The 19861-nt window shown below is 71.4% G+C and carries 23 protein-coding genes; 11 read left to right on the top strand and 12 right to left on the bottom strand.

The annotated features are described in order from the left end of the window. Both B7K22_RS11735 and B7K22_RS11730 read left to right on the top strand, forming a co-directional pair. The coding region (locus B7K22_RS11735) for an HNH endonuclease (protein WP_144276420.1) at positions 1-703 on the top strand (703 nt) is incomplete at its 5' end. After that, complete coding sequence (locus B7K22_RS11730) at positions 696-2027, top strand: DUF2130 domain-containing protein (protein ID WP_084040454.1); 1332 nt, start codon at positions 696-698, stop codon at positions 2025-2027. The genes B7K22_RS11735 and B7K22_RS11730, both read left to right, overlap by 8 nt. A 61-nt stretch (positions 2028-2088) precedes the next feature. On the opposite strand, the gene B7K22_RS11725 is transcribed toward B7K22_RS11730, so the two are convergent. Next, positions 2089-2292 (bottom strand): hypothetical protein, encoded by a 204-nt coding sequence (locus B7K22_RS11725; protein ID WP_084040453.1) that lies wholly within the window; start codon positions 2290-2292, stop codon positions 2089-2091. Between the two features lie 319 nt (positions 2293-2611). Here B7K22_RS11725 and B7K22_RS11720 point away from each other — a divergent pair, with 319 nt between their 5' ends. After that, a complete protein-coding gene (locus B7K22_RS11720; RefSeq protein ID WP_159448867.1) occupies positions 2612-3049 on the top strand; it encodes a hypothetical protein in 438 nt (145 codons plus the stop codon). On the opposite strand, the gene B7K22_RS11715 is transcribed toward B7K22_RS11720, so the two are convergent. Beyond that, positions 3046-4038, bottom strand: coding sequence for an IS481 family transposase (locus B7K22_RS11715; protein WP_084040451.1), 993 nt, complete (start codon positions 4036-4038; stop codon positions 3046-3048). The genes B7K22_RS11720 and B7K22_RS11715 overlap by 4 nt on opposite strands. A gap of 232 nt (positions 4039-4270) precedes the next feature. Here B7K22_RS11715 and B7K22_RS11710 point away from each other — a divergent pair, with 232 nt between their 5' ends. Both B7K22_RS11710 and B7K22_RS11705 read left to right on the top strand, forming a co-directional pair. Next, positions 4271-4732 (top strand): hypothetical protein, encoded by a 462-nt coding sequence (locus B7K22_RS11710; RefSeq protein WP_084040450.1) that lies wholly within the window; start codon positions 4271-4273, stop codon positions 4730-4732. A 71-nt stretch (positions 4733-4803) separates the two neighbouring features. After that, complete coding sequence (locus B7K22_RS11705) at positions 4804-5250, top strand: aminoacyl-tRNA deacylase (RefSeq protein ID WP_084040524.1); 447 nt, start codon at positions 4804-4806, stop codon at positions 5248-5250. A gap of 171 nt (positions 5251-5421) precedes the next feature. Here the strand turns inward: B7K22_RS11705 and B7K22_RS11700 are convergent, their stop codons facing one another. From B7K22_RS11700 to B7K22_RS11680, 6 genes are all read right to left on the bottom strand, one after another. Further along, a complete protein-coding gene (locus B7K22_RS11700) occupies positions 5422-6021 on the bottom strand; it encodes a dienelactone hydrolase family protein (protein ID WP_084040449.1) in 600 nt (199 codons plus the stop codon). Positions 6022-6074: 53 nt separating this feature from the next. Beyond that, positions 6075-7151, bottom strand: coding sequence for an anti-sigma factor (locus tag B7K22_RS11695; protein WP_084040448.1), 1077 nt, complete (start codon positions 7149-7151; stop codon positions 6075-6077). After that, positions 7148-7783: a sigma-70 family RNA polymerase sigma factor gene (locus B7K22_RS11690; RefSeq protein ID WP_084040523.1), complete on the bottom strand. Its 636-nt coding sequence runs from the start codon at positions 7781-7783 to the stop codon at positions 7148-7150. Before B7K22_RS11690 ends, B7K22_RS11695 begins: the two co-directional genes overlap by 4 nt. Before the next feature lie 45 nt (positions 7784-7828). After that, a complete protein-coding gene (locus tag B7K22_RS11685; protein WP_084040447.1) occupies positions 7829-8047 on the bottom strand; it encodes a hypothetical protein in 219 nt (72 codons plus the stop codon). 160 nt (positions 8048-8207) lie between these two features. Then, entirely contained in the window at positions 8208-8351 is a 144-nt protein-coding gene (locus B7K22_RS12165) for a hypothetical protein (RefSeq protein ID WP_159448866.1), read from the bottom strand. Between the two features lie 127 nt (positions 8352-8478). Next, entirely contained in the window at positions 8479-10182 is a 1704-nt protein-coding gene (locus B7K22_RS11680; RefSeq protein ID WP_159448865.1) for a cytochrome c biogenesis protein DipZ, read from the bottom strand. Positions 10183-10358: 176 nt separating this feature from the next. Between B7K22_RS11680 and B7K22_RS11675 the strand changes: the two genes are divergently transcribed. The 5 genes from B7K22_RS11675 to B7K22_RS11655 all read left to right on the top strand — a co-directional run bounded on the left by B7K22_RS11675 (position 10359) and on the right by B7K22_RS11655 (position 14150). Beyond that, positions 10359-11198: a patatin-like phospholipase family protein gene (locus B7K22_RS11675; RefSeq protein ID WP_084040445.1), complete on the top strand. Its 840-nt coding sequence runs from the start codon at positions 10359-10361 to the stop codon at positions 11196-11198. After that, on the top strand, positions 11195-12307 hold the full coding sequence (locus tag B7K22_RS11670) for a 1-acyl-sn-glycerol-3-phosphate acyltransferase (RefSeq protein WP_084040522.1): 1113 nt from the start codon (positions 11195-11197) through the stop codon (positions 12305-12307). Before B7K22_RS11675 ends, B7K22_RS11670 begins: the two co-directional genes overlap by 4 nt. 209 nt (positions 12308-12516) lie before the next feature. Then, complete coding sequence (locus tag B7K22_RS11665) at positions 12517-12981, top strand: isoprenylcysteine carboxylmethyltransferase family protein (RefSeq protein WP_159448864.1); 465 nt, start codon at positions 12517-12519, stop codon at positions 12979-12981. Between the two features lie 56 nt (positions 12982-13037). Next, positions 13038-13418, top strand: coding sequence for a hypothetical protein (locus B7K22_RS11660; protein ID WP_144276418.1), 381 nt, complete (start codon positions 13038-13040; stop codon positions 13416-13418). Between the two features lie 162 nt (positions 13419-13580). After that, positions 13581-14150, top strand: coding sequence for a helix-turn-helix domain-containing protein (locus tag B7K22_RS11655; protein ID WP_159448863.1), 570 nt, complete (start codon positions 13581-13583; stop codon positions 14148-14150). 92 nt (positions 14151-14242) lie between these two features. Here the strand turns inward: B7K22_RS11655 and B7K22_RS11650 are convergent, their stop codons facing one another. The 4 genes from B7K22_RS11650 to B7K22_RS11990 form a co-directional block, all read right to left on the bottom strand. Further along, on the bottom strand, positions 14243-14614 hold the full coding sequence (locus tag B7K22_RS11650) for a DUF1304 family protein (protein WP_144276417.1): 372 nt from the start codon (positions 14612-14614) through the stop codon (positions 14243-14245). Between the two features lie 110 nt (positions 14615-14724). Next, positions 14725-16473, bottom strand: a complete 1749-nt coding sequence (locus tag B7K22_RS11645; RefSeq protein WP_084040440.1) for an MFS transporter — start codon at positions 16471-16473, stop codon at positions 14725-14727. 249 nt (positions 16474-16722) lie between these two features. After that, positions 16723-17322 carry a hypothetical protein gene (locus tag B7K22_RS11640; RefSeq protein ID WP_144276416.1) on the bottom strand — a complete coding sequence of 200 codons (600 nt, stop codon included), beginning with the start codon at positions 17320-17322 and terminating at the stop codon, positions 16723-16725. Then, on the bottom strand, positions 17319-18200 hold the full coding sequence (locus tag B7K22_RS11990) for a class I SAM-dependent methyltransferase (protein WP_144276415.1): 882 nt from the start codon (positions 18198-18200) through the stop codon (positions 17319-17321). The genes B7K22_RS11640 and B7K22_RS11990 overlap by 4 nt, the downstream gene beginning before the upstream one ends. A gap of 97 nt (positions 18201-18297) precedes the next feature. On the opposite strand from B7K22_RS11990, the gene B7K22_RS11630 reads away from it, so the two are divergent. Next, positions 18298-19854, top strand: a complete 1557-nt coding sequence (locus tag B7K22_RS11630; protein WP_159448862.1) for an NAD(P)/FAD-dependent oxidoreductase — start codon at positions 18298-18300, stop codon at positions 19852-19854. Positions 19855-19861 lie beyond the last annotated feature (7 nt).

Raw genomic sequence — 19861 nt, 5'->3', positions numbered from 1 at the left:
AGCGTTGCGCCGGATGGCTGCGGCGGCCGGGATCATCCCGCAGATCATGGACGGACCGTCGGTCGTGCTGGACCAGGGCCGCAGCAAGCGTCACTTCACCCAGGCGCAGAAGCTTGCGCTGGTCGAGCGCGACGGTGGGTGCGCGATGTGTGGGGCTCCGCCGAGCTGGTGCGACGCCCACCACATCGTCCACTGGTCCGCCGGCGGTGCAACCGACCTCGACAACGCAGTCATGCTGTGCGTGAGATGCCACCACGACGTCCACCGCGCCGGCTGGGACATCCACGCCAGCGCGCAGGACGTGTGGTTCACGCCACCAGCCGAGGTCGACCCGAAGCGGCGACGACGCCCCGGCGGCCGACGACTCTTCGACACCTACCCGCTGGAACCCGAACCGGAAGCTGGGGGTAGGGCCGAGCCCGAGTCGCACGACCAATCGCTCGAACACGCGAAGAATTGCGGTCTGAAGTCGACGCACGTGTGCGCGACGGCGCCGGAGGAGCTCGAGCGCGACCCGGCACCGGACCCGATCGAGCGAGAGCTCGAGGAACTGGTGGCCTCGGAGCTCGAGCGGTGGCTGGCGCGAGCGTTGCGAGCGCCTAACGTCGAGTCGAACGATCGAGATCCCGGTGGGTTCGCGCAACGGCGAGACGGTCCAGCGCACCTACACTCGCAGGCAACGAGGAGGACCATCGATGCATGAGATCACCTGCCCGCACTGCGGCAAGGCGTTCACCGTCGACGAGGCCGGGTACGCAGACATCGTGAACCAGGTGCGCACCAAGGAGTTCGACGCCGAGCTCGAGAAGCGGCTGCACGTGGCCGAGGCCGACAAGAAGGCCGCCGTTGAGCTTGCCAAGTCCCAAGCCGCCGCCGAGTCGCAGAAGGCGGCATCGGCCAAGGAGGCCGAGATCCAGGAGCTCAGGTCCAAGCTCGAGGCGTCGGGCACCCAGCAGCAGCTTGCCGTCGCCGAGGCGCTCAAGGCGATCGAGAAGGAGCGCGACGCCCTCGCCAGCCAGCTTGAGCAGGCGAAGGCGACCAGCGCATCGGCCGCGGAGCTCGCCGAGGCGAAGCTCGCCGCCGAGCTGGAGAAGGCCGCCGCTGCCCAGGCGACGCAGATCCAGGAGCTCAAGTACTCCCTCGAGAAGGCCGAGTTGGAGAAGGCGAGCGCCGAGACCGCGCTCAGGGAGAAGCACGCCGCCGAGCTCGCGTCGCGCGAGATCCAGATCAAGGACCGCGACGACGCCATCGAGCGGCTTCGCGACATGAAGGCGCGCCTGTCGACCAAGATGGTCGGCGAGACCCTCGAGCAGCACTGCGAGTACGAGTTCAACCGCATGCGCCCTATGGGCTTCCAGAACGCGTACTTCGAGAAGGACAACGACGCATCCACGGGCTCGAAGGGCGACTACATCTTCCGCGAAGCCGACGCGCAGGGCACCGAGATCGTGTCGATCATGTTCGAGATGAAGAACGAGTCCGACACCACCGCGACCAAGCACAAGAACGAGGACTTCTTCAAGGAGCTCGACAAAGACCGCAACGAGAAGGCCTGCGAGTACGCCGTGCTCGTCACGCTGCTCGAGCCGGAGAGCGAGCTGTACAACTCGGGCATCGTCGACGTCTCGCACCGCTACCCCAAGATGTACGTGGTGCGCCCCCAGTTCTTCATCCCGATCATCACGCTCCTGCGCAACGCCGCCCTGAGCTCGCTGCAGTACAAGCAGGAGCTCGCGCTCGTGAAGGCGCAGAACATCGACATCACCAACTTCGAGTCCGAGCTCGACGCTTTCAAGCAGGCGTTCGGACGCAACTGGCGGCTCGCGTCGGACGGCTTCGAGGAGGCGGTCAAGCGCATCGACGAGGCCATCAAGGACCTTGAGAAGACCAAGGCCGCGCTGCACAAGTCCGCGAACAACCTGCGGCTCGCCAACGACAAGGCGGACGACCTCACCATCAAGAAGCTCACCCGCGGCAACCCCACCATGGCCGAGAAGTTCGCCGAGCTCGAAGCGGGAGAGGGCTAGCGGACGCTGGTGGCTGTGACAAGCGCGCCTGGCTTCGGCCGATGCGCGCGCCGCGTCGAGCTCACACGCGGGGGTCGGGCGGCCACTCGTCGCCGCGGCGCTCCGACTCGCGCCGCTCGTCCCGCTCCCGGTCGCGCATGCGCAGGTAGGACTTGATGAGCGCGACCAGCGTGACCACGATCCCGGCGGCGAAGCAGACCATCATGACGGTCCACCAGGCGTCGTAGCTGGCGGGAATCAGCGGGTCCGGCGCATCGGCGATCATGGCGCCAACCTAGCCCGCCCCTGGGCCACTCTCAAGCGCTTGGCGGTGCCCACGGCTGTGCGATCAGCGTCAGTCGGAAGCGGTCGACGGCTCGCAGATCGGGCGGAGCCAGCACGACCGTTAACGGGGCCGGTGCAGAGATCGCCGCACGGGCCACGGCAGCGATCACAGGAGAGCCTGCCGCCGGCGGCGCGCCCGAGCGCGTGATTCGGATATTTGGTGCGTAACGGTTCGGTTTCTCCGCAAGCGGAATGTCCTGGTGCCGGAGTAGGTTCAGGGAGTAGATGGCACGCCAAATCCAAAGCTCTCTGGAGGAAACGTGACAGTCGCCCATCCCTCAGTGGTGACGCTACGACCGCCGGCCAAGGACCGCCGTCCCGCGCGCCTCTCCAAGTCGGCCATCGCGGCGGGACGCGAGTCGCGCTTCGGCTTCCTGCGGCCGGTGAACCCCGTCGTCGTCGCGCCCCCCGTCGACTCCGCCGCGCGGCAGCGCGTCGCTACCCACGTTCGCTACGGAATCATCGCCTTCACCGCCCTGCTGCGCGTCGCTCTCGTGGTGGCACTGCTGGTGGGCGGGTACATGCTCATCACCCGAGGCATCGTGCCCGGCGTGACCGAGACGCTCACCGGCTGGTACTCGGCGGCGATCGCGCCCCACCTGTCCGTGGACATCTCGGTGATGACCGACGGCCCGAGCCCCGCCGTCCAGATGGGAATCCTCCCCGGCCCCGCCGACGTCCCCATCGTGAATCGCTAGATGTAGTGCCCAGGGAGGTTGTTGAACCTCGTGATGGGTGGAACCTTGCCGATGGCTGAGTGGTTGCGGTGGTGGTTGTAGTAGTGCATCCATGACTCTAGTTCGGCTCGGCGGGCTTTCTCGGTGTTGTAGTGGCGGGAGTAGGCCCAGCCGCCCGCGAGGGTGCGGTGGAAGCGTTCGATCTTGCCGTTGGTCTGGGGCCGATACGGCCGGGTGCGGCGATGCTTGATACCTAGAGTCCGGCAGGTGTCGCGCCAGGCGTTCGAGCGATAGCAGGCGCCGTTGTCGGACAGCACCGACTCGACACGAACACCACGCTGGGCGAACCAGGCGACCGCGCGGGTCAGGACCCCTATGGCGGTGACGGCCTTCTCGTCGTCGTGGATCTCTGCATAGGCGACACGGGAGTGGTCGTCGATGACGGTGTGCACGAACGCGTGACCGAGTTTGGGATTGCGGTAGGCGTTGGTGGCTGCGGTAGCAGTGGCGAAGCGATTCTTGCGCCCCTGAGCTCGACCCACATAGCGCCAGTCCCCACCGTCGGGGATGTTCCCCAGTTTCTTGACGTCGACGTGGATCATCGAACCCGGATAGGGACGCTCATAGCGCCTGGCTGGTTCACCGGTCACCACGTCGACGTGGGACAGCCGGTTCAGTCCCCGACGCTTCAGCACGGCGTGCACGGTCGAGGGTGGCACTCCCACGATCGAGGAGATCTCCACCGGACCAACCCGGCGTTTGATACGAGCGTGGACGATCTTCGACTCAAGGCGCCGGGGTGTCCTCGTAGGTGACGACACCGGCCTCGAGGTCCGATCGGTCATCCCGGCTCGACCCATCAGCGCATAGCGCCTGGCCCATTTCGCAGCTGTGGGCCACGACACGTGGTGGAACCGGGCGGCGTCGGCAATGGTCCAGCCCTCGTCGACGACGAGACGACCGATACGAGCACGTTGGACAGGCGTCAAAGCAGCATTAGCGTGGAGCACGAGAACCTCCGGGGTCAGCGTGAAGTGGTAGCAACTCCACTCTGCCCGGAGGTTCTCCCCATCGCCCGGAAATCAAACAACGTCCCTGGGCACTACAGCTAGACCCGGCCTCGACAGAACCCGCCGCCCTCGTCGCGCAAGTGCCCGCTCGGCACCGCGCCTCGGATAACGTGAGCGGAGGGCCCAGCATGCGCATCGGCGCCGGTCAGCGAACGTGAGGCGAGGAGACGACGTGTTCCCAGGGGTAAGCGAGGAGACCTGCGCGATCGCGTGGGCGGTGATCCTCCCGGCGATCGAGAAGGCGCACGCCGACGGACTCACGAACGGGCTTCGCGGCACGCTTATGGTGCTCGATCCCGCCGAGCCCGATGCGGAGCGGCCCGTGTTCGTCGCCCACGTGGGCGAGCCAGACCCCGAGTTTCTGGAGAACGTGCGCGGCAAGGTCGCCGTCACGATCCGCACCGGGATGGACTCGTCGCGCGTGCGGCAGGACTTTCCGCACCTGTACCGGCCGGGCGACATCAAGTACCCGGGAGCGATCGTGCGAGAAGGGCTCATCGTCGCCTTCAGCGGCGTGCAGGGCGACTTCGACGAGATGATCTGCGAGTGGATGGTCGCGGCGCTGCGGGCTATCGGCCGCGATCGATTCTCGCGCCCCGGCGGCGCGGACGAAACGGGCGGGGCGTACCTGTGACGGGCGGCGCCGGCTTCGAGGACGCCGCCCCGACGGACACCCCCGCCCTGCGCGCCTTGGCCGACTCGGGCATGGAGTTCGACGTCACGGTCCACGGTCCAGTGCGCTCCCTCGAGGAGGCAGCCGAGGAACGCGGCGTCGATCCCCGACAGATCCTCAAGACCATCGTGGTGCGCCGCGGCGAGGACGACTTCCTGTTCGTCCTGGTCCCGGGCGACCGGCAGATCTCCTGGCCCAAGCTCCGCGAGCACCTGGGCGTCTCCCGGCTGTCGATGCCCGACAAGGAGATCGCGCGGGAGGTCACGGGGTACGAGCGGGGGACCATCACGCCGTTCGGCGCCTCGCTGTCGCCGCGGGGCACCGCGTGGCCCGTGATCGCCGACGCCCTCATCGTGTCCCGCGAGGGTCCGGTGTCGATCGGCGGAGGCGCGCACGGCGTCGCGGCGTCGGTGCATCCGGCGCAGCTCGTCGAGGTGCTGGACGCGACCGTCGCTGACGTCACCGAGCCCCTCGGCTAGCGGCCGAGATCCACGGTCTGACGACGCTGGGCGCGCGGGACCGGCCGCCAGGCACCCTCGGGGCGCTCAGGCAGAGATGAGGACGGGCGGCGGGCAGGCGGCGGTCCAGCGCCCGCGACGACCCACCGTCCGCGAGGGCGCGGCGTCGGCGACGTCCAGTGCCCTCGGGGCCTACATCGCCGCCGGGGCGAGTCCCGCGCGGCCGGCGTCCAGCCGAGCCAGCCAGTCGTCGAGCCGCTCCTCGAACAGGTCGGCCGCGTCGGCGTCGTAGTCGCGCACGGCCGGGTCAGGGAACATGTGGCGCTTGTTCCGGTATCGGTGGACCTCCGCGTGAGGGACTGAGCGCTCGAGCGCGTGCAGGTCGTTCGGGAGGCACCAGTCGTCGGGGTCGGCCACGTGGACCTGCAGTGGGACGTGCGTGCGCCAACTGCTGCCCAGGGTGTCGGGCGGCAGCACGCCGCCCATGAGCACGCAGCCGCGCACCCGGCGCAGGTGCTGCGCGAGGTACTGCGCCTGAAGGGTCCCCATCGAGAAGCCCACGACGACGTCCGCCCCCGGGTGCATCCGCGCCGCACGCCCCGCGACCTCGAGCAGAGCGTCGTGGCCGATGCGCTCGGCGTGAGCGATCCCGTCGTCAAGGCTTGAGAAGGTGTGGCCCGCGTAGCAGTCGGGGGTGTGGACCGTGTGGCCGTCGGCCCGGAGCCTGTCCGCCAGCGCGCACAGGCCATGGGTGAGCCCATGCGCGTGATGGAACAGGAGAACCTCTGCCATGTCTCCAGTCTGCGACGACTCCTGCCATCTCGCAGGTCGGAGCGCGCGAGAGGCTACAGCTCGACCATCGACACCATGTCCGAGGTGGGCTCGTCCGATCCGCCTGGAGGCTCGCACGTGATCGCGACCGCGACTACGTCGTCCTCGGTGTGGACCACCGTCATGTAGTCGCCCGCCTCGTCCGGCATGAATGTGGGCCCCGCCACCTTCGAACCATCCGCGAGGATCAGCCACACCTGATACTCCGTGCCCTTGTCGGGCATGGGCGCCGCGCTCCCCATGAGCGCGTAGCCGTCCATGCGCTCGCTCATGACGAGGTGCCCGGTGCCCAGGTCCACGTCCATGCTGGTGGCATCGGGTGCGGACTCGATCATCATCACGTCCTTCTCGAGAGCGACGGCGCTCTGCGACTCCGAACCCGAGCCCGCGAGTCCCCACGCAACCGCGAACACCGCCGCCGTGGCGGCCGCGCCCACGAGCGCCGGCCACCAGCGGCTGCCACTGCGGCGAGCCGCGTGTGCGTCGGAGCTCGCGTTGGAGCTCGAGTCGGACCTCGAGTCAGGGCCGTCGCCGGAGCCGGCGGCCGAGCGGGCGGCGGAATCGGCGGGAGCACTCGCGGCCGAACGCGCAGCCGAACCGGCGGCCGCTCCAGAGGTGGCGCCTAGAGCCGAGCCAGCCTCGGCGCTCGCGCCCGACTCCGCACCGGCGCCAGCAGCGCCGTTCTCGCCGGCGCCAGCATCGGCGCTCGCGCCCGAACCCGCTCCCGCGCCAGCAGGACCATTCTCGCCCGCGCCAGCCGGGACGTTCTCGTCTGAGCCAGCCCGCGCATCGGCGCCGCTGGGCTGCCCGAACGTCGCCGCGACCGCGATGGGGTCGGTCGTGGGTGCGCTGATGACGACGGGAGGGAGCTGTGCGGTGCGGCCGATGCGCTCGAGGACCTCCGTGCGAAGTGCGGCCGGCGGCGTGGTCGCCTGAGCGTCCGCCATGGCGGCCGTGGCGGCGCCGAACGCCTCGAGCTCGGCCCGGCAGTCGTCGCACGCGGGCAGGTGGCGCTCGAAGGCGTCACGATCAGCGGTCTCGAGCGCGTCGACCGCGTACGCGGCGGCGAGGGAGTGCACGTTGTCGATCACCGGTCCACCCCCAAGGCGTCGCGAAGCTTGATGAGGCCGTCGCGCACGCGTGCCTTCGCCGTGCCGAGAGGGATCTCGAGCGCGTGCGCGGCCTCGCGGTGGGTGAAGCCGCGAAAGTAGGTGAGCTCGAGCGCCTCGCGCTGGCGCGGCGTGAGCGCGGACAGTCCCGCGTGGACGCGCGCCGCCTCCCACTCGCGGTACGAGGCGTCCACGACCGCGTCCTGGTCCTCCGGACCGACGGGGTCGACGCGGCCGTGGGCGGCCACGCGGTCGGAGTGGGCCTGCTCGGACCGCACGCGATCGACCGCGCGGCGATGCGCGATCGTGAGGATCCACGACCGAGCCGTGCCGGCACCCCGGTCGAAGCGAGCGGCCCTGCGCCACACCTCGACCAGGGCCTCCTGGGCGACGTCCTCGGCCATGCCACGGTCGCGCACGATGCGCAGCGCCAGGCCGAACACCGACGCGGCGACCTGGTCGTACAGGCGCTCGAAGGCCGCGACGTCGCCCAGCGCGGTGCGCTCGAGCAGCGCGGTGAGGTCACCGGCGGGTGCCGGCGCCCGCTCAGCGCCTGGGTCCGCCGCGTCGGGCTGGACGGAGGGGACCGCGCGCAGGTGGCGCTCGGCGCTCATGCGATCCTCCTCGTCACCCGTGGCCATGCACTCAGTATCGGCGGGTCAGCCCTCGTCCTCCATGGCTTCCTCGGTGGACTCCATCGAGTCGTCCTCCTCCATGGAGTCCTCGTCCTCCATCATGGAGTCTTCCGTGGGCTCCATGGTCTCCTCCATCATCTCGTCGGAGTCGGCGGGCATGTCGGCGTCGTCGCCGCAGCCGACGAGCAGCGCCCCGGACAGCAGGATGACGGCGGGAACCGCGAGGGTGCGAAGCGTGGGCATGATCTCTCCTTCATCGTCCGTCGCCAGGCGGGATCGCCCGACACCAGGCCTTCGGAGCGCCGCGCCGCAGGGATGGGTGGCGCGAGACGGGGGGAGAAGGAGGGCCTGGGCAGACGAAAGGGCGGCCGGACCTGCCGACCGCCCTTGTGAGTGATGGGGCTCACCCCATCGTCGACTCCATGGTGGGTTCCATGGTCGAGTCCATGTCGTCGCCGCCGTCCGCGGTGCTGTCCCCGCATCCGGCGAGGAGGGCTCCGCCCAGAAGTACTGCCGCTGTGCCTGCTGCTGCCTTGCGAAGATCCATCGTGGTCTCCTTCTGAGGTCCGTACAGCACGGGCCGCTCTGACCCGCCACTTCCATTGACACCCGGTTCGTCCCACTTTGCACGCCGAGCAGGGCAAAACTTCGGTCAAGGCCTTTACCTTCGGGGGTCACCCGAACGTGAAGGCGTACGCCTCGATCCCCGGCGAGAACTCGAGCTCCATGACGTCCTGCGTGGGCTCGCTTGACAGCAGCGTGTAGAGGTCAGAGGTGCCGTCGACCTCGATGGTGCGCGAGAACGACGGGTCGTTCGCGAGCGTGACGGTGACCTCGCCCTGGCCCGCCATGACCAGGTGCACGTCGGCCGCGTAGAAGTAGATCTCGAGCCGCGCATCGTCGCCCGCCAAGGCGTACTGGTCCGTCACCGTCCACTCGCCGTCGTAGACGAACCGGTCGCGCTCGATGGTGCCGTCGTAGGAGTACTCGGCGGGCGCATCGGCCCTCACCTGGTCCGCGTTGTGCGCCCACTCGAGCCTGCCGTACCCGAGGTAGGTCTCCTGGGTGCGGCCGCGCGTGTGGCCGGCGGGGTCGTCGCCCTCGACGGCTGCCTGCGGGGCCGTGTCGAGCAGGTCCTGGATGAGCAGCTCGGTCTCCTCGTAGGCGCCCTCGCCGTAGTGGACCTGGCGCACGACGCCGTCCGTGTCGATGAGGTAGTGCGCCGGCCAGAACCGCTGGTCCCATGCGCGCCACGTCTCGAAGTCGTTGTCGATCGCGATCGGGTACTCGATGCCGTATCGCGAGGCGGCGTCCTCGACGTTGCCCACGACCTTCTCGAAGGCGAACTCGGGGGAGTGGACGCCGATGATCGTGAGGCCGTCGTCGCGGTAGCGCTCGTCCCAGGCGGTGAGGTACGGGAAGGTGCGCTGGCAGTTGATGCACGAGTAGGTCCAGAAGTCGATGAGCACCACTTGGCCGTCGGCGGCGAGCTGCTCGAGGTCCAGCGCCTGGCCGTCGGTGTTCAACCATTCCTGGATGCCGACGATGTCGCGCGCGGACCCGCAGTTGAGCGCCCGGGCGGGGTCGCTGTCGGCGCACTCGTCGAACGTCAGGGCGTCGCCGCTGGCGGGTTGGGCGTCCTCGCGGCCGGCGAGGGTGTCGAGCTCGTCGCGCACGGTGTCGTTGTCCTCGATCGACTCCTGCGCCTGCGCGAGGACGCCCGGCACCCAGCGCTGGAGCGGCTCGGCGACGTTGGTGGCGATGACCAGGGCCGTCGCGACCAGCACCACGCCCGAGGCGATCCTGATCGCGCCCAGGCGCTCGCGGACGGCCTTGATGCGGCTGCCCATCGCCTGGCCGGCGAGGCCGAACGCGATCAGCGGGATCGCGATGCCCACGCTGAAGGACAGGGTCAGCGCCACCAGGCCCCAGCTGAAGCCGTTGGTCGCCGCGAGCACGGTGATCGACGCGAGGATCGGGCCCGCGCACGGCACGAACACCAGCCCCAGCGCGAGGCCCATGACGAACCCGTTGCCGTCCCTGCTGAGCTGCGGCGGCGCGATGCGCTCGAAGGGCCGCTGCAGCAGCTCGCCCAGCGGCGGGATCGCGAGGCCCAGCCCCACCAGGGCGAGCACCCCGATGCCGACCCAGCGCAGCAGGTCCTCTGGCAGTCCCAGGCTGGACAGCAGCAGGCCGCCCAGCAGCGTGAAGAGCGCGAAGCTCGTGACGAGTCCCGCGACCACCACGATGGGCCGCCGCCGCGACGCCGCGCCGTCCTGGATCGAGCTCGTGAGGATCGCGGGCAGCACCGGCAGCACGCACGGGCTGATGGCCGTGATGAGGCCGGACACGACGCCGACCAGGGCGAGGGTGATCATGCTGAGGGTTCGTAGCGGCCGATGCGCGGGTTGGGTCTGACGGCTGCGTCGAGCTGGCGGACAGGGCGACACCCCGGAGTCAGCCCGCGCATCGGCCCTCGTCGCGGAGTGTCGGAAGGAGAAGTCGTGCGCAGGTGGAACGGGGGAGGCGGGCCGAGCCCCGCTAGCGTGGGAGCATGACGGTCGCATTCGTGCTCGGAGGCGGCGGCGTGCGCGGCGCCGTCGAGGTGGGGATGCTGCGGGCTCTGCTCGAGCGCGAGGTGATGCCGGACCTCGTGGTGGGCACGAGCATCGGCGCCATCAACGGCTGTGCGATCGCGGCCAACCCGACCATCTCCGTCGTGGAGCGTCTCGAGCGTGCGTGGGCCTCGCCCGAGGCGGGAGCGGTCTATGGCGAGTGGTGGCCGCGCCAGCTGCGCCGGCTCGCGCGATCGCGCACGCACCTGAACGATCCCGCGCCGCTGCGCGCGCTCATCGAGGACATGGTGGGCGAGGGCGCTCGCTTCGAGGACCTCCAGGTGCCCCTCGCGGTGTGCGCCGCAAGCATCGAGCGCGCTGCCGAGACCTGGTTCGACACCGGTCCGCTCGTCGACGCCGTGCTGGCGTCATGCTCGGTGCCGGCCGCCCTGCCGCCCGTCGAGATCGGCGGCGAGCACTACATCGACGGGGGCGTGGTCAACTCGATCCCCCTGTCGGAGGCGATCCGGCGCGGCGCGACCACGGTGTACGTGCTGCAGGTGGGCCGCATCGAGGAGCCGCTCAAGCCACCGGCCAAACCCTCCGACGTCGCGAAGGTCGCCTTCGAGATCTCCCGGCGCCACCGGTTCTTCCGGGACAGGGACGCGGTGCCCGAGCACGTCGACCTGCACGTGCTGCCCTACGGCGGCGGCCACCCCGACGACGCCAAGCTCACCTCCTACCGCAAGATGGATCAGACCCACGCGCGGATCGAGAGGGCGTACGACGCGACGCGCGACTACCTGGACCAGGTGTGCGCAGGCCGGGCGGGCGCATGAGCGGCGCGAGCCCTGAGGAGGTGCGCGACCGCCGCCAGCGCCGCCGAGTGTCGTGGGGCCTGCCGCCGGTGTGGCTACGCCGCCTGGTGATCGCGCCGCTGGTCGTCGCGATCGCGTTCGTGTGGCTCCCCACCGCGGCGTGGCTCGGGGTCGTCGTCGCCGGCGCCGTCGCATGGGCGCTGCCGGGCCGCGTGCGGGTGCTGCGCGTACTGTTCATGGTGGGCCTGTACCTGCTGTGGGACGCGATCGCGCTGGTGTGGATGTTCGGCCTGTGGATCGCCTCGGGCTTCGGGTGGAAAATCCGCTCGCCGCGCTTCGAGTACGAGCACTACCGCCTCGCCGGCGCGATGCTGAGGTCACTGTTCCGGTGGGCGCGGCGGATCCTGCGCCTGCAGATCGTCGCCAAGGACGCCGACATCGACGCGATGGCTCCGGGCAAGCCGCTGATCGTCGTGAGCCGGCACGCGGGGCCCGGCGACTCGTTCATCATCGTCGAGTCGCTCATCAACCGCTTCCAGCGCGAGCCCGCGATCGTGCTCAAGGACACCCTGCAGTGGGACCCGGCCGTCGATGTGCTGCTGAACCGCCTGCCCACGCGATTCGTGTCCTCGCGCCGCCACCGCAAGCCAGGTGCCGCCGGGGGAGCGGCGTCCGTCGGTCAGCTCGCCCAGGGCCTCGACAGCAACGATGCGCTGCTGATCTTCCCCGAAGGCGGCAACGCGACGCCCAAGCGCCGCGAGCGCCGCATCGCCCAGCTCCGAGCGCGAGGGCACGAGGAGCTCGCCGACCGCGCCGAGGCCATGCCCCACGTCATGCCTCCGCATGCCGGCGGGGTCCTCGCCGCCATGGACGCGTGCCCCGAGGCGGAGGTGGTGTTCCTCGCCCACACGGGCCTCGAGCGGCTGAGCACGGTGCGCGACGTGTGGCGCGAGCTGCCGGTCGACAAGCGGATCACGCTCAAGGGCTGGCTGGCCGAGCCCGCCCCCGAGGGTCGCGCCGAGCGTGAGGCGTGGCTCTACGACTGGTGGCAGAAGGTCGATGCGTGGATCGACGCCCACCAGCCCGACGAGGACGACCCGCGAGCGGTCGAGGTGGCCAAGCGCGCGTGAGCCCGCGCGGCCGAGCGCTGCCGCCGCGCCCAGCACGCGCATCGGCGCTGTGCATGCAGGCGCCCCGTGGAGAGACCGGCACTGTGGACAGACCTGCACAGTGGACGGACCGGCGCTGCGGACAGACCGGCGCTGTGGAGGGACTGGCACGGTGCACGCCACATCGCGTGCCACGTCCCCGGCCACAGTCCGCGCCGTACGCTGGCACCATGAGACAGCAGGCGCGCGCGTGGGCAGTGGTGGGCGTGCAGGGACTCCTGTTCGCGGCTGTCGCCGGCACGGCGCTGCTCGATCTCCCGCCGCAGTGGTGGAGCTCGCTGTGGGCCGGCATCGCGCTGATCGTCGTCGGCGCGGCCGGGGTGCTGGGGTCGGGACGCAACCTGGGCGCCTCGCTGACCCCCTCGCCTGTGCCCAACCGCGCCGGCCTGGCCGCGAGCGGACTGTATCGCTGGGTGCGTCACCCGATGTACTCGGCGCTGGTGCTGATCTGCCTGGGCGTCGCCGTGGGCTCGGGGAGCGCCTGGTGCTACGCGTCGATCGTGGTGCTCGCCCTGTTCTTCGACGTCAAGGCCCGTCTCGAGGAGCGCTACCTGGTCGAGGCGTACGACGGGTATGCGGCGTACGCCGCGCGCACCGGTAAGTTCGTCCCCGGCATCGGGCGCCGGCGCGCGTGACCAGGTGCCGCCGTCACCCTGCTGACACTCACGGCCCGTGGTGCGAGACTGGGGTGGTGGAGCGCGTGCAGCTCGCCATCGAGGTCGGCCCGGTGACGGCCGATGCGCGAGCACGTCTCGAGGCGGCAGGGCACCATGTGCGTCACGACGGCCAGGGCTGGAAGGTCATCGTCGAGGCCAAGATCCTGGGGCAGCACTCCGTGCGCGCGCAGGCGCACGTGCTCGCCCACGATCTGCTTCACGACTTCGAGCTCGAGGCGCTCACGCAGCCGCCCGCGATCGCGATCCGCGATCCCGACGGGGTGCTCGACATCGCGGACACCGAGGTCATGCTCGACGGCGTGCGGCGCTCCTATGACCCTGACCCCTTGAGGCGCGAGGTGCCCCACTGGTGGCAGCGCCACGTGGAGCTCGGGCTCGGCGAGCGCAGGCGCTGACCGTCCGGTCGGGCGCTCCGGTGAGCATCCCGAGCTCGCCGTGCACCGACACGATCACCTCGTTCGCGGGCGGCGCGGCGCGCGATGGCGAGGCCAGCGCACCTGGGCGGAAAGCGCCGAATGTCCGTGATCCAGGCCGTTTGCGAGCCTACAATGGCCGCCATGTCCAACGAGCGTGCGCGCCTGCTGCTGCACCCCGTGCGCATGCGAGTGGTCATCGCGCTCAGCGGGGAAGACCTCACCACGCGGCAGATCGGCGAGATCCTCGAGGACGTCCCGCAGGCCTCGCTGTACCGCGCCATCGCGCAGCTGCACGAGGCGGAGATCATCGAGGTCGTGGACGAGGTGCGGCGCGGCGGCGCCATCGAGCGCACCTACCGGATGGTCCCCGCGAATGCCGTGATGGCGCCGAACGCCCTGATGTCTGGCACGCCGGAGGAGCTGCTCGGGGCGGCTCAGACGTTTGCTGACGTCATCGTGGACACCACGGCCCGACACCTCTCGGTCGCCGGGGAGCAGTGGCGCGAGGACCGCGTCGGCATGCGTCACGAGGCGCTGTGGATAACGGCGGCCGAGCGCGAGGAGCTCGCCGCGGACATCCAGGCCGTGTTCGCGAAGTACCTGAACCGGGAGCGCTCGCCGCAGGCCAAGCTGTGGGCCGTCATGGTCGCGATCATGCGCGATCAGACGGCTTCCCGCCTCGACCACGAGGACGCCGCCGCGGAGAGCTGATCGCAGCGACGGCGACGAGGGCGCTGCGGCGGAGAGCTGACCGCAGCGACGGCCACGAGGCCGCGGGCCGGCTGAGAGCAAGGGGGGCTCCGTCACGCGGCGGCGAGAGCGAGCAGCGCCAGCGCGGGCGGCAGTCCCTGGACGAGCGCCCCGCGCCACATCGCTCGCGAGCGCGCGACGAGCACCAGCGCAGCCGCGATCATGAACGCGAGCGCGTACACCAGGAGGGTCGCCTCGCCGGTCGCCGCCCACCGCCACGCGCCCCCAGCGGCGCCCAAGCCCAGGAACAGGTTGTAGAAGCCCAGGTTGAGCATCGCGGGCGCGAGCACGTGGGCCTCCTCGCTCGAACGCGCGCCGAACAGGCGCGACACCGCCCGCCGGTCCCACAGCACCGACTCGAGCACGAAGAAGCACGCGTGCAGCGCTCCTGCCACGAGCGACAGGGCGATGATCACGGTCTGCATGGTCCGCACGCTAGCGCCGCCGAGCGTGGCGCGCGCGGCGACACTCGAGGCCGTCACCGCGGGTGACGGGCGCCCGGGCGGGGGGCCCGGCCCCTGAGCCGACGCTCCCGCTAGCGCAGCGAGCGCTCGGCGGCGTGCTGCGCCGCCGCGGCGGCTGCACGACGGCGCGCCCGCTCAGCGTGCTGCCGTGCCGAAGCGCGCGACTGCTCGGCGCCATCCTCGACGCGCCGCGACCACTCGCCCCGCCACCTGCGCAGCGCGGCCGGGCTGATCGAGCGGACGGGCCGCGCCGGTCGGGTCGCGGGCCGGCTGGCGGCTCGCGACGCGGCGCGGGCCTTGCGCTGCTCCCGCTGGTAGGCCTGGCGCTGCTCGCGAGCGCGACGGCGCAGCCGCACCCGGCGGGGAACGGCGAGGCGGCGCACCATGGCGCGATCGACCGTGACGGTGAGGCAGACGGCGGCGACCGTGAGCACGAGCGACACGAGGGGCAGCCAGCGCGCGCCGAGCGAGGCGACGAGCGCCGCACCCAGCAGGGGCCCGACGGAGGCGCCGGCGTTCATGGTGACCGTGTAGGCGCCAGCGCCCATCTCCGTGCGCCACGGCGTGTGACGCATGGCCCAGGTGAGTAGGCCGGCCGTGACGACGGCCCAGCCGGTCGAGACCACGGCCTGCCCGGCGACAGCCGACCAACCGGCGCCCACGCCGAGCAGCCCCCACGCCGCCGCGATCAGGCCGGCGCCCACGGCGACCGTGTGCACCGCATGCCGGACCAGGTACCGGCCCACGCCCAGCGTCGCCGCGACCGCGAGCGTGCCACCGAGAGCGAACAGCGCGGGCAGCATGCCAGACGGCAGCCCGGCGACGTCGGTGTAGAAGGGCACGATGTAGGTCCACGTGACGGACATGCCCACGCTCACGAGGAAGGCGACGGCGAGCACGCGAGCGAAGGCTCTGCCGGAGGGCAGGTCGCCCACTGTGCCAGAGATGGGGCCGAGCGCCTTGACCGCGGGCATGGTGAGCAGCGCCGCGCACGCGAGCAGCGCGCCCATGGCGGTGAGGCCCCAGTAGGGCGCCTGCCACCCCACGGCGGTGCCGGCCCAGGTCACGATGGGCGTGCCGAGCACGCCAGCGCCGGCGGCGCCGAGCATGATCGCCGTGACAGTGCGCGCCCGCAGATGGGGAGCGAACAGGCTCGCTGCGGTGGGCGCCACGATCGCCCAGAACAGGGCATGCGCCGCGGCCGTGACCACGCGGCCGGTGATGAGCATGGGCAGGCTGGTCGCGCTCGCGGCGACCGCGACTCCCAGCGTCCAGGTCGCGATCGCGCCGGTGACGGCCGTGCGCCGGCTCCACCGCCTGGTCGCCAACGCGAGCGGGATCGCGGCGATCACCACGGTGAGCGCGAAGGCGGTCGCGAGGATGCCGATCGAGGACACGGGCACGCCCAGGCTGGCCGCGATGGGCGCGCTCATCGCCACGACCGTGCCCTCGTTCACGCCGAACGCGAAGGCGGCCACGGCGAGCGTCGCGAGCGCGAGCTTGGCGCGCCGGCTCGTCATCGTGAGCGACTCGATCGTCCGGGTGGCGGCGACGGGCTCGTCGAGGACCACCGGCAGCGCCGAGGTGGCCTGCGGGATGGCGACCGTGGTGGGGTCGAACTCGTTCAGCGCCGCCTCTGTCGCCTCCGCGCGAGCGAACGCGCGCTCGGGCGCGTCCGCATCGATGCGCGGCAGCAGGGCCGTCGTGGCGTCGCCGAGCTCGAGCTCGGCGGTCGCGAGCGCGGCCTGGGCCTCGTCGGCGTGGTCGCGCGCGCCCGTGTCGAGGCGCTCGAGCTCCGCGGTGGGAGCACTGGGGCTCACGGCAACACTCCTTTCCGCGGACGAGCCGGGCGGGTACTGATGGGGGACTGCACTACTGCGTGCCCGGCGCCGATCGCGGAAGAGGGCGCCATGGAGACAACGGTGGATCGTGCGGTTCGGTTCCCGCGCGTCGGTCGCTGTCGCACGGGCAGCGCCGATGCGCGGGTCACCCCTCCATTGTGCGTCCTTGGCGGGGGTGGTCGGGACCCTCTCGCCGCGCGTCGGACGCGGGCACGAGCGGCCGTCGGGTCAGGGCTCGGAGGGTGGGCTCTCGCCCAGGTCATCCAGCCGCACGGGACGCGAGTACCAGCGCCGTCGCGTGGCCGGGCCCACGAGCAGCCCCGCCGCGACGCCGAGCGCGCCGATGACGGCGACGGTGGCATCGCGGGTCACGATCGCCGCCGCGACCATGCCGGCCGCCGCGAGCCATGGCCGCAGCAGCTCGAGGGTGCCGAGCACCACCGAGTTGAGGTTCGAGCGCACCTGCCAGGGCGTGACCCGGGCGAGCACGAACGCCGTGAAGGCGATCACCGTGATGGGCACGTAGACGGCCGCGAGCGCCTGGTTGGCGTGGAGGTAGACGTCGAGCCGCTCGGCGCTCGAGAAGGCGTCGACCGCCCAGATGACGAGCACCGGGCCCATGAGCGCCACGAGCATGACGGTGCCGCGGACCGCGCCGAGCCACTCGGAGCGGCGGTGGTCGATCAGGCCGTCCCTCCCCATTGCCGCGTGGATGCCGGCGGTCCCTCCGTGCTGGGCGACCACCACGAGCAGCGCGCCGAGCAGAGCCCATGCGCCGACGTCGAGGTCCCACAGGGGCCACGACGCGATGTCGATGACGCTCGTCATCGTCGCCACCCCACGATGGGCCGGACAATCTGGTCCGGCTGCGGATACCAGGTGGCGACGTCGTGGCACTCGAGCGCGTAGCCGTCGGCGAGGCCGGCGCGAGCGAGGGCCAGCAGCTCCTCGCCGCGCAGGGCCCGGCGCATCGACAGGGCGCCGTCGTGCCGCGAGATGGGCTCGCGCATGCGCGTCCGGTGCAGCATCCACGCGCCCGCGTCCGTCCAGAACCCGGGGCACGGGTCGAAGTGCGCGAAGCCGGCCACGGCGATCTCGCCGTGGCGCGCGAAGAAGTCGGGCAGGTCGTCCCTGCCGATGTGGTGGAGGACGCCGGAGGAGATCATCAGCGTGCGGTCGGGGTCGTCGATCGCGAGGCTGGGGTCCAGTGCGTCACCGTGAACGAACCGCACCGGGATGCTCTCGGCGTGGGCCAGGCGTTTCGCGGCCTCGATCAACAGCGCGTTGAAGTCGAGGCCGACGTACTCCACCCCTGGCCCGAGCGCTCCCGTGCTGCACATCACCCTGGTGTCGAAGCCCAGCCCGCAGCCCACGTCGATCACGCGCACCGGCCCGTCCGACTCCTCGCGCAGCCTGTCGACGACGGGCCGCAGCGACGAGGCCATGCGCTGCGGGACCCGGACGAACTCGCTGAGCCGGGCGAGCTCGAGGTGGACGGCGAGGAAGATCTCGTCGACGGCAACGGAGTCGAGCGTGCCGTCGGCGGACGCTGGGATGCGTTCCACCAGCCTGACCGCCTTGTGCTGGCCGCTGGCCGCGAGTCGCTCCAGCGCATCGGCCTTGCGGACCGGCAGACGCTCGCCGGACTCGGGATCGGACTCCCACAGCACGTCCAGCACCTCGAGCGGCTCGGTCGCCGTGGGCATGCGCGCTCCTTCCGTCCTGGCCGCGTGGTGTGACCCGCCGGCGTCGCTGAATAAACGCGGGCGCGACGGCGTTCATGCCCGGCAGGAGGTGCTGATCGTGTCGGACGTCATCGTGGTGGGCGGAGGACCCGTCGGCATGGCGACGGCGCTCGGTCTTGCGCACCACGGCGTCCCGTGCACCCTCATCGAGCGACGGGCCGAGCCCGGCACCGGTTCGAAGGCGTTCGGCATCTGGGGACGCACCCTCGAGATTCTGCATGGCTGGGGAGTGGTCGACGCGTTCCTCGCGCATGGCGACCCGCGCGACGCCGTCGCGCCCGTCGCCGTCGAGTCCGGCCGCCCGATCTTCACCATCGACTTCACCGCGCTCGCGGGCGAGAGCGCGGTTCCTGGCCTGCTGCTGATCCCGCAGTCTCACACCGAGGCGCTGCTGCGCGAGGCCGTCGACAGGTCCGGCCTGGTGAAGGTGGTCCATGGCGAGGTGACGGGCGCGCGCGAGGCCGGCGGCACGGCCGAGGTGCACGTGCGTCTGGCGGGCGGGCAGCGCGAGGAGACCATGCGCGCCTCCTACGTGGTGGGCGCCGACGGCTCGCGGTCGGCGGTGCGGGAGAGCCAGGGGGTGCGACATGCGGGCTCGATCATCGACGTCGACCTGCTGGTGTTCGACGTCGCGCTCGCCGACGATGCGGGCCTGCCGCCGGTGATGCTCCTGGCCCGCAGGCCCGGACTGCTGGCCGCGCTGCGGTTCGGCCACGGCCGCTGGCGGGTGCTCGCCTCGCGCGAGCCGCTCACGTCCGCGGCCACGGAGCCCACCGACGGGCCGCCTCCTCGCAGGCCCGACCGTCCGGTCGAGGAGCTCGAGGCGCTGGTGCGTGAGCTGTTCGGCGCGCGTACCGCCACGATCCAGTGGCAGAGCCAGACCACGCTGTACCAGCAGCGCGTGCCCAGCTTCCGGCTGGGACGGCGCATCGTGCTGGCCGGCGACAGCGCCCACCTGGTGTCGCCTGCGGGCGGCCAGGGGATGAACCAGGGCATCCAGGATGCGGAGTCGTTGGCCTGGTCGCTCGCCGCGGCGATCAGGGCCGAGGACAGGGGGCTGCCGCAGCTCGCCGAGGCGATGCTCGACGGCTACGCGGGCGAGCGCGAGCGCGCCGCGGACGTCGTCGCGCGCCGCGCCAGGCAGAACTCGTTCCTGGAGTTCGGGACGCCGCCGCTGCTGAGGCCGGTGGGCTTCCTCGCGATGCGGATCGCGACGCGACTGCCCTGGTTCACGCGACTGGTGACCAGGCGGCTGTCGATGCGCGACCTGCGCTACGCGCCGCGCGACTCGACGCGCCTCGCCGGCCGTGCCCGCGCGGGCCTGGGCCCGGTGGGCAGGCGCGTGCCGAACGTCGTGCTCTCCGACGGGACGCGGCTGTTCGCCTCGACGGGCGCGACGACCGCCGTGCTGGCCGTGGGCCGTGAGGTTCCCCCCGTGCCGAGGGGCGTCGTGGCCGTGCGCCTCGAGGTCCCGCCCCGCGGCACGCGGCTGCGGCGCGGCGACGTCGCGGTGCTGCGCCCCGATCGTCACATCGGCGCCGTGCTGCGTCGCCCGTCGTCGGCCTCGCTGCTGGAGGCCATCGAGGCGGCGACCGGTCCGGTCGCTGACGAATAGCCACGCG

The sequence above is a fragment of the Demequina sp. NBRC 110053 genome (genome assembly GCF_002090095.1).
GTDB lineage: Bacteria > Actinomycetota > Actinomycetes > Actinomycetales > Demequinaceae > Demequina.
The sequence above is the reverse complement of the archived record's forward strand: the minus strand, read 5'-3'. Positions and strand labels throughout refer to the sequence as shown.

Bases quoted from the DNA above. Each gene is read 5' to 3' on its own strand.
- B7K22_RS11730 (WP_084040454.1), top strand. From the start codon at position 696: ATGCATGAGATCACCTGCCCGCACTGCGGCAAGGCGTTCACCGTCGAC.
- B7K22_RS11725 (WP_084040453.1), bottom strand. From the start codon at position 2,292: ATGATCGCCGATGCGCCGGACCCGCTGATTCCCGCCAGCTACGACGCC.
- B7K22_RS11705 (WP_084040524.1), top strand. From the start codon at position 4,804: ATGGAGTTCGACGTCACGGTCCACGGTCCAGTGCGCTCCCTCGAGGAG.
- B7K22_RS11700 (WP_084040449.1), bottom strand. From the start codon at position 6,021: ATGGCAGAGGTTCTCCTGTTCCATCACGCGCATGGGCTCACCCATGGC.
- B7K22_RS11690 (WP_084040523.1), bottom strand. From the start codon at position 7,783: ATGAGCGCCGAGCGCCACCTGCGCGCGGTCCCCTCCGTCCAGCCCGAC.
- B7K22_RS11685 (WP_084040447.1), bottom strand. From the start codon at position 8,047: ATGCCCACGCTTCGCACCCTCGCGGTTCCCGCCGTCATCCTGCTGTCC.
- B7K22_RS12165 (WP_159448866.1), bottom strand. From the start codon at position 8,351: ATGGATCTTCGCAAGGCAGCAGCAGGCACAGCGGCAGTACTTCTGGGC.
- B7K22_RS11680 (WP_159448865.1), bottom strand. From the start codon at position 10,182: ATGATCACCCTCGCCCTGGTCGGCGTCGTGTCCGGCCTCATCACGGCC.
- B7K22_RS11675 (WP_084040445.1), top strand. From the start codon at position 10,359: ATGACGGTCGCATTCGTGCTCGGAGGCGGCGGCGTGCGCGGCGCCGTC.
- B7K22_RS11670 (WP_084040522.1), top strand. From the start codon at position 11,195: ATGAGCGGCGCGAGCCCTGAGGAGGTGCGCGACCGCCGCCAGCGCCGC.
- B7K22_RS11665 (WP_159448864.1), top strand. From the start codon at position 12,517: ATGAGACAGCAGGCGCGCGCGTGGGCAGTGGTGGGCGTGCAGGGACTC.
- B7K22_RS11655 (WP_159448863.1), top strand. From the start codon at position 13,581: ATGTCCAACGAGCGTGCGCGCCTGCTGCTGCACCCCGTGCGCATGCGA.
- B7K22_RS11650 (WP_144276417.1), bottom strand. From the start codon at position 14,614: ATGCAGACCGTGATCATCGCCCTGTCGCTCGTGGCAGGAGCGCTGCAC.
- B7K22_RS11640 (WP_144276416.1), bottom strand. From the start codon at position 17,322: ATGACGAGCGTCATCGACATCGCGTCGTGGCCCCTGTGGGACCTCGAC.
- B7K22_RS11990 (WP_144276415.1), bottom strand. From the start codon at position 18,200: ATGCCCACGGCGACCGAGCCGCTCGAGGTGCTGGACGTGCTGTGGGAG.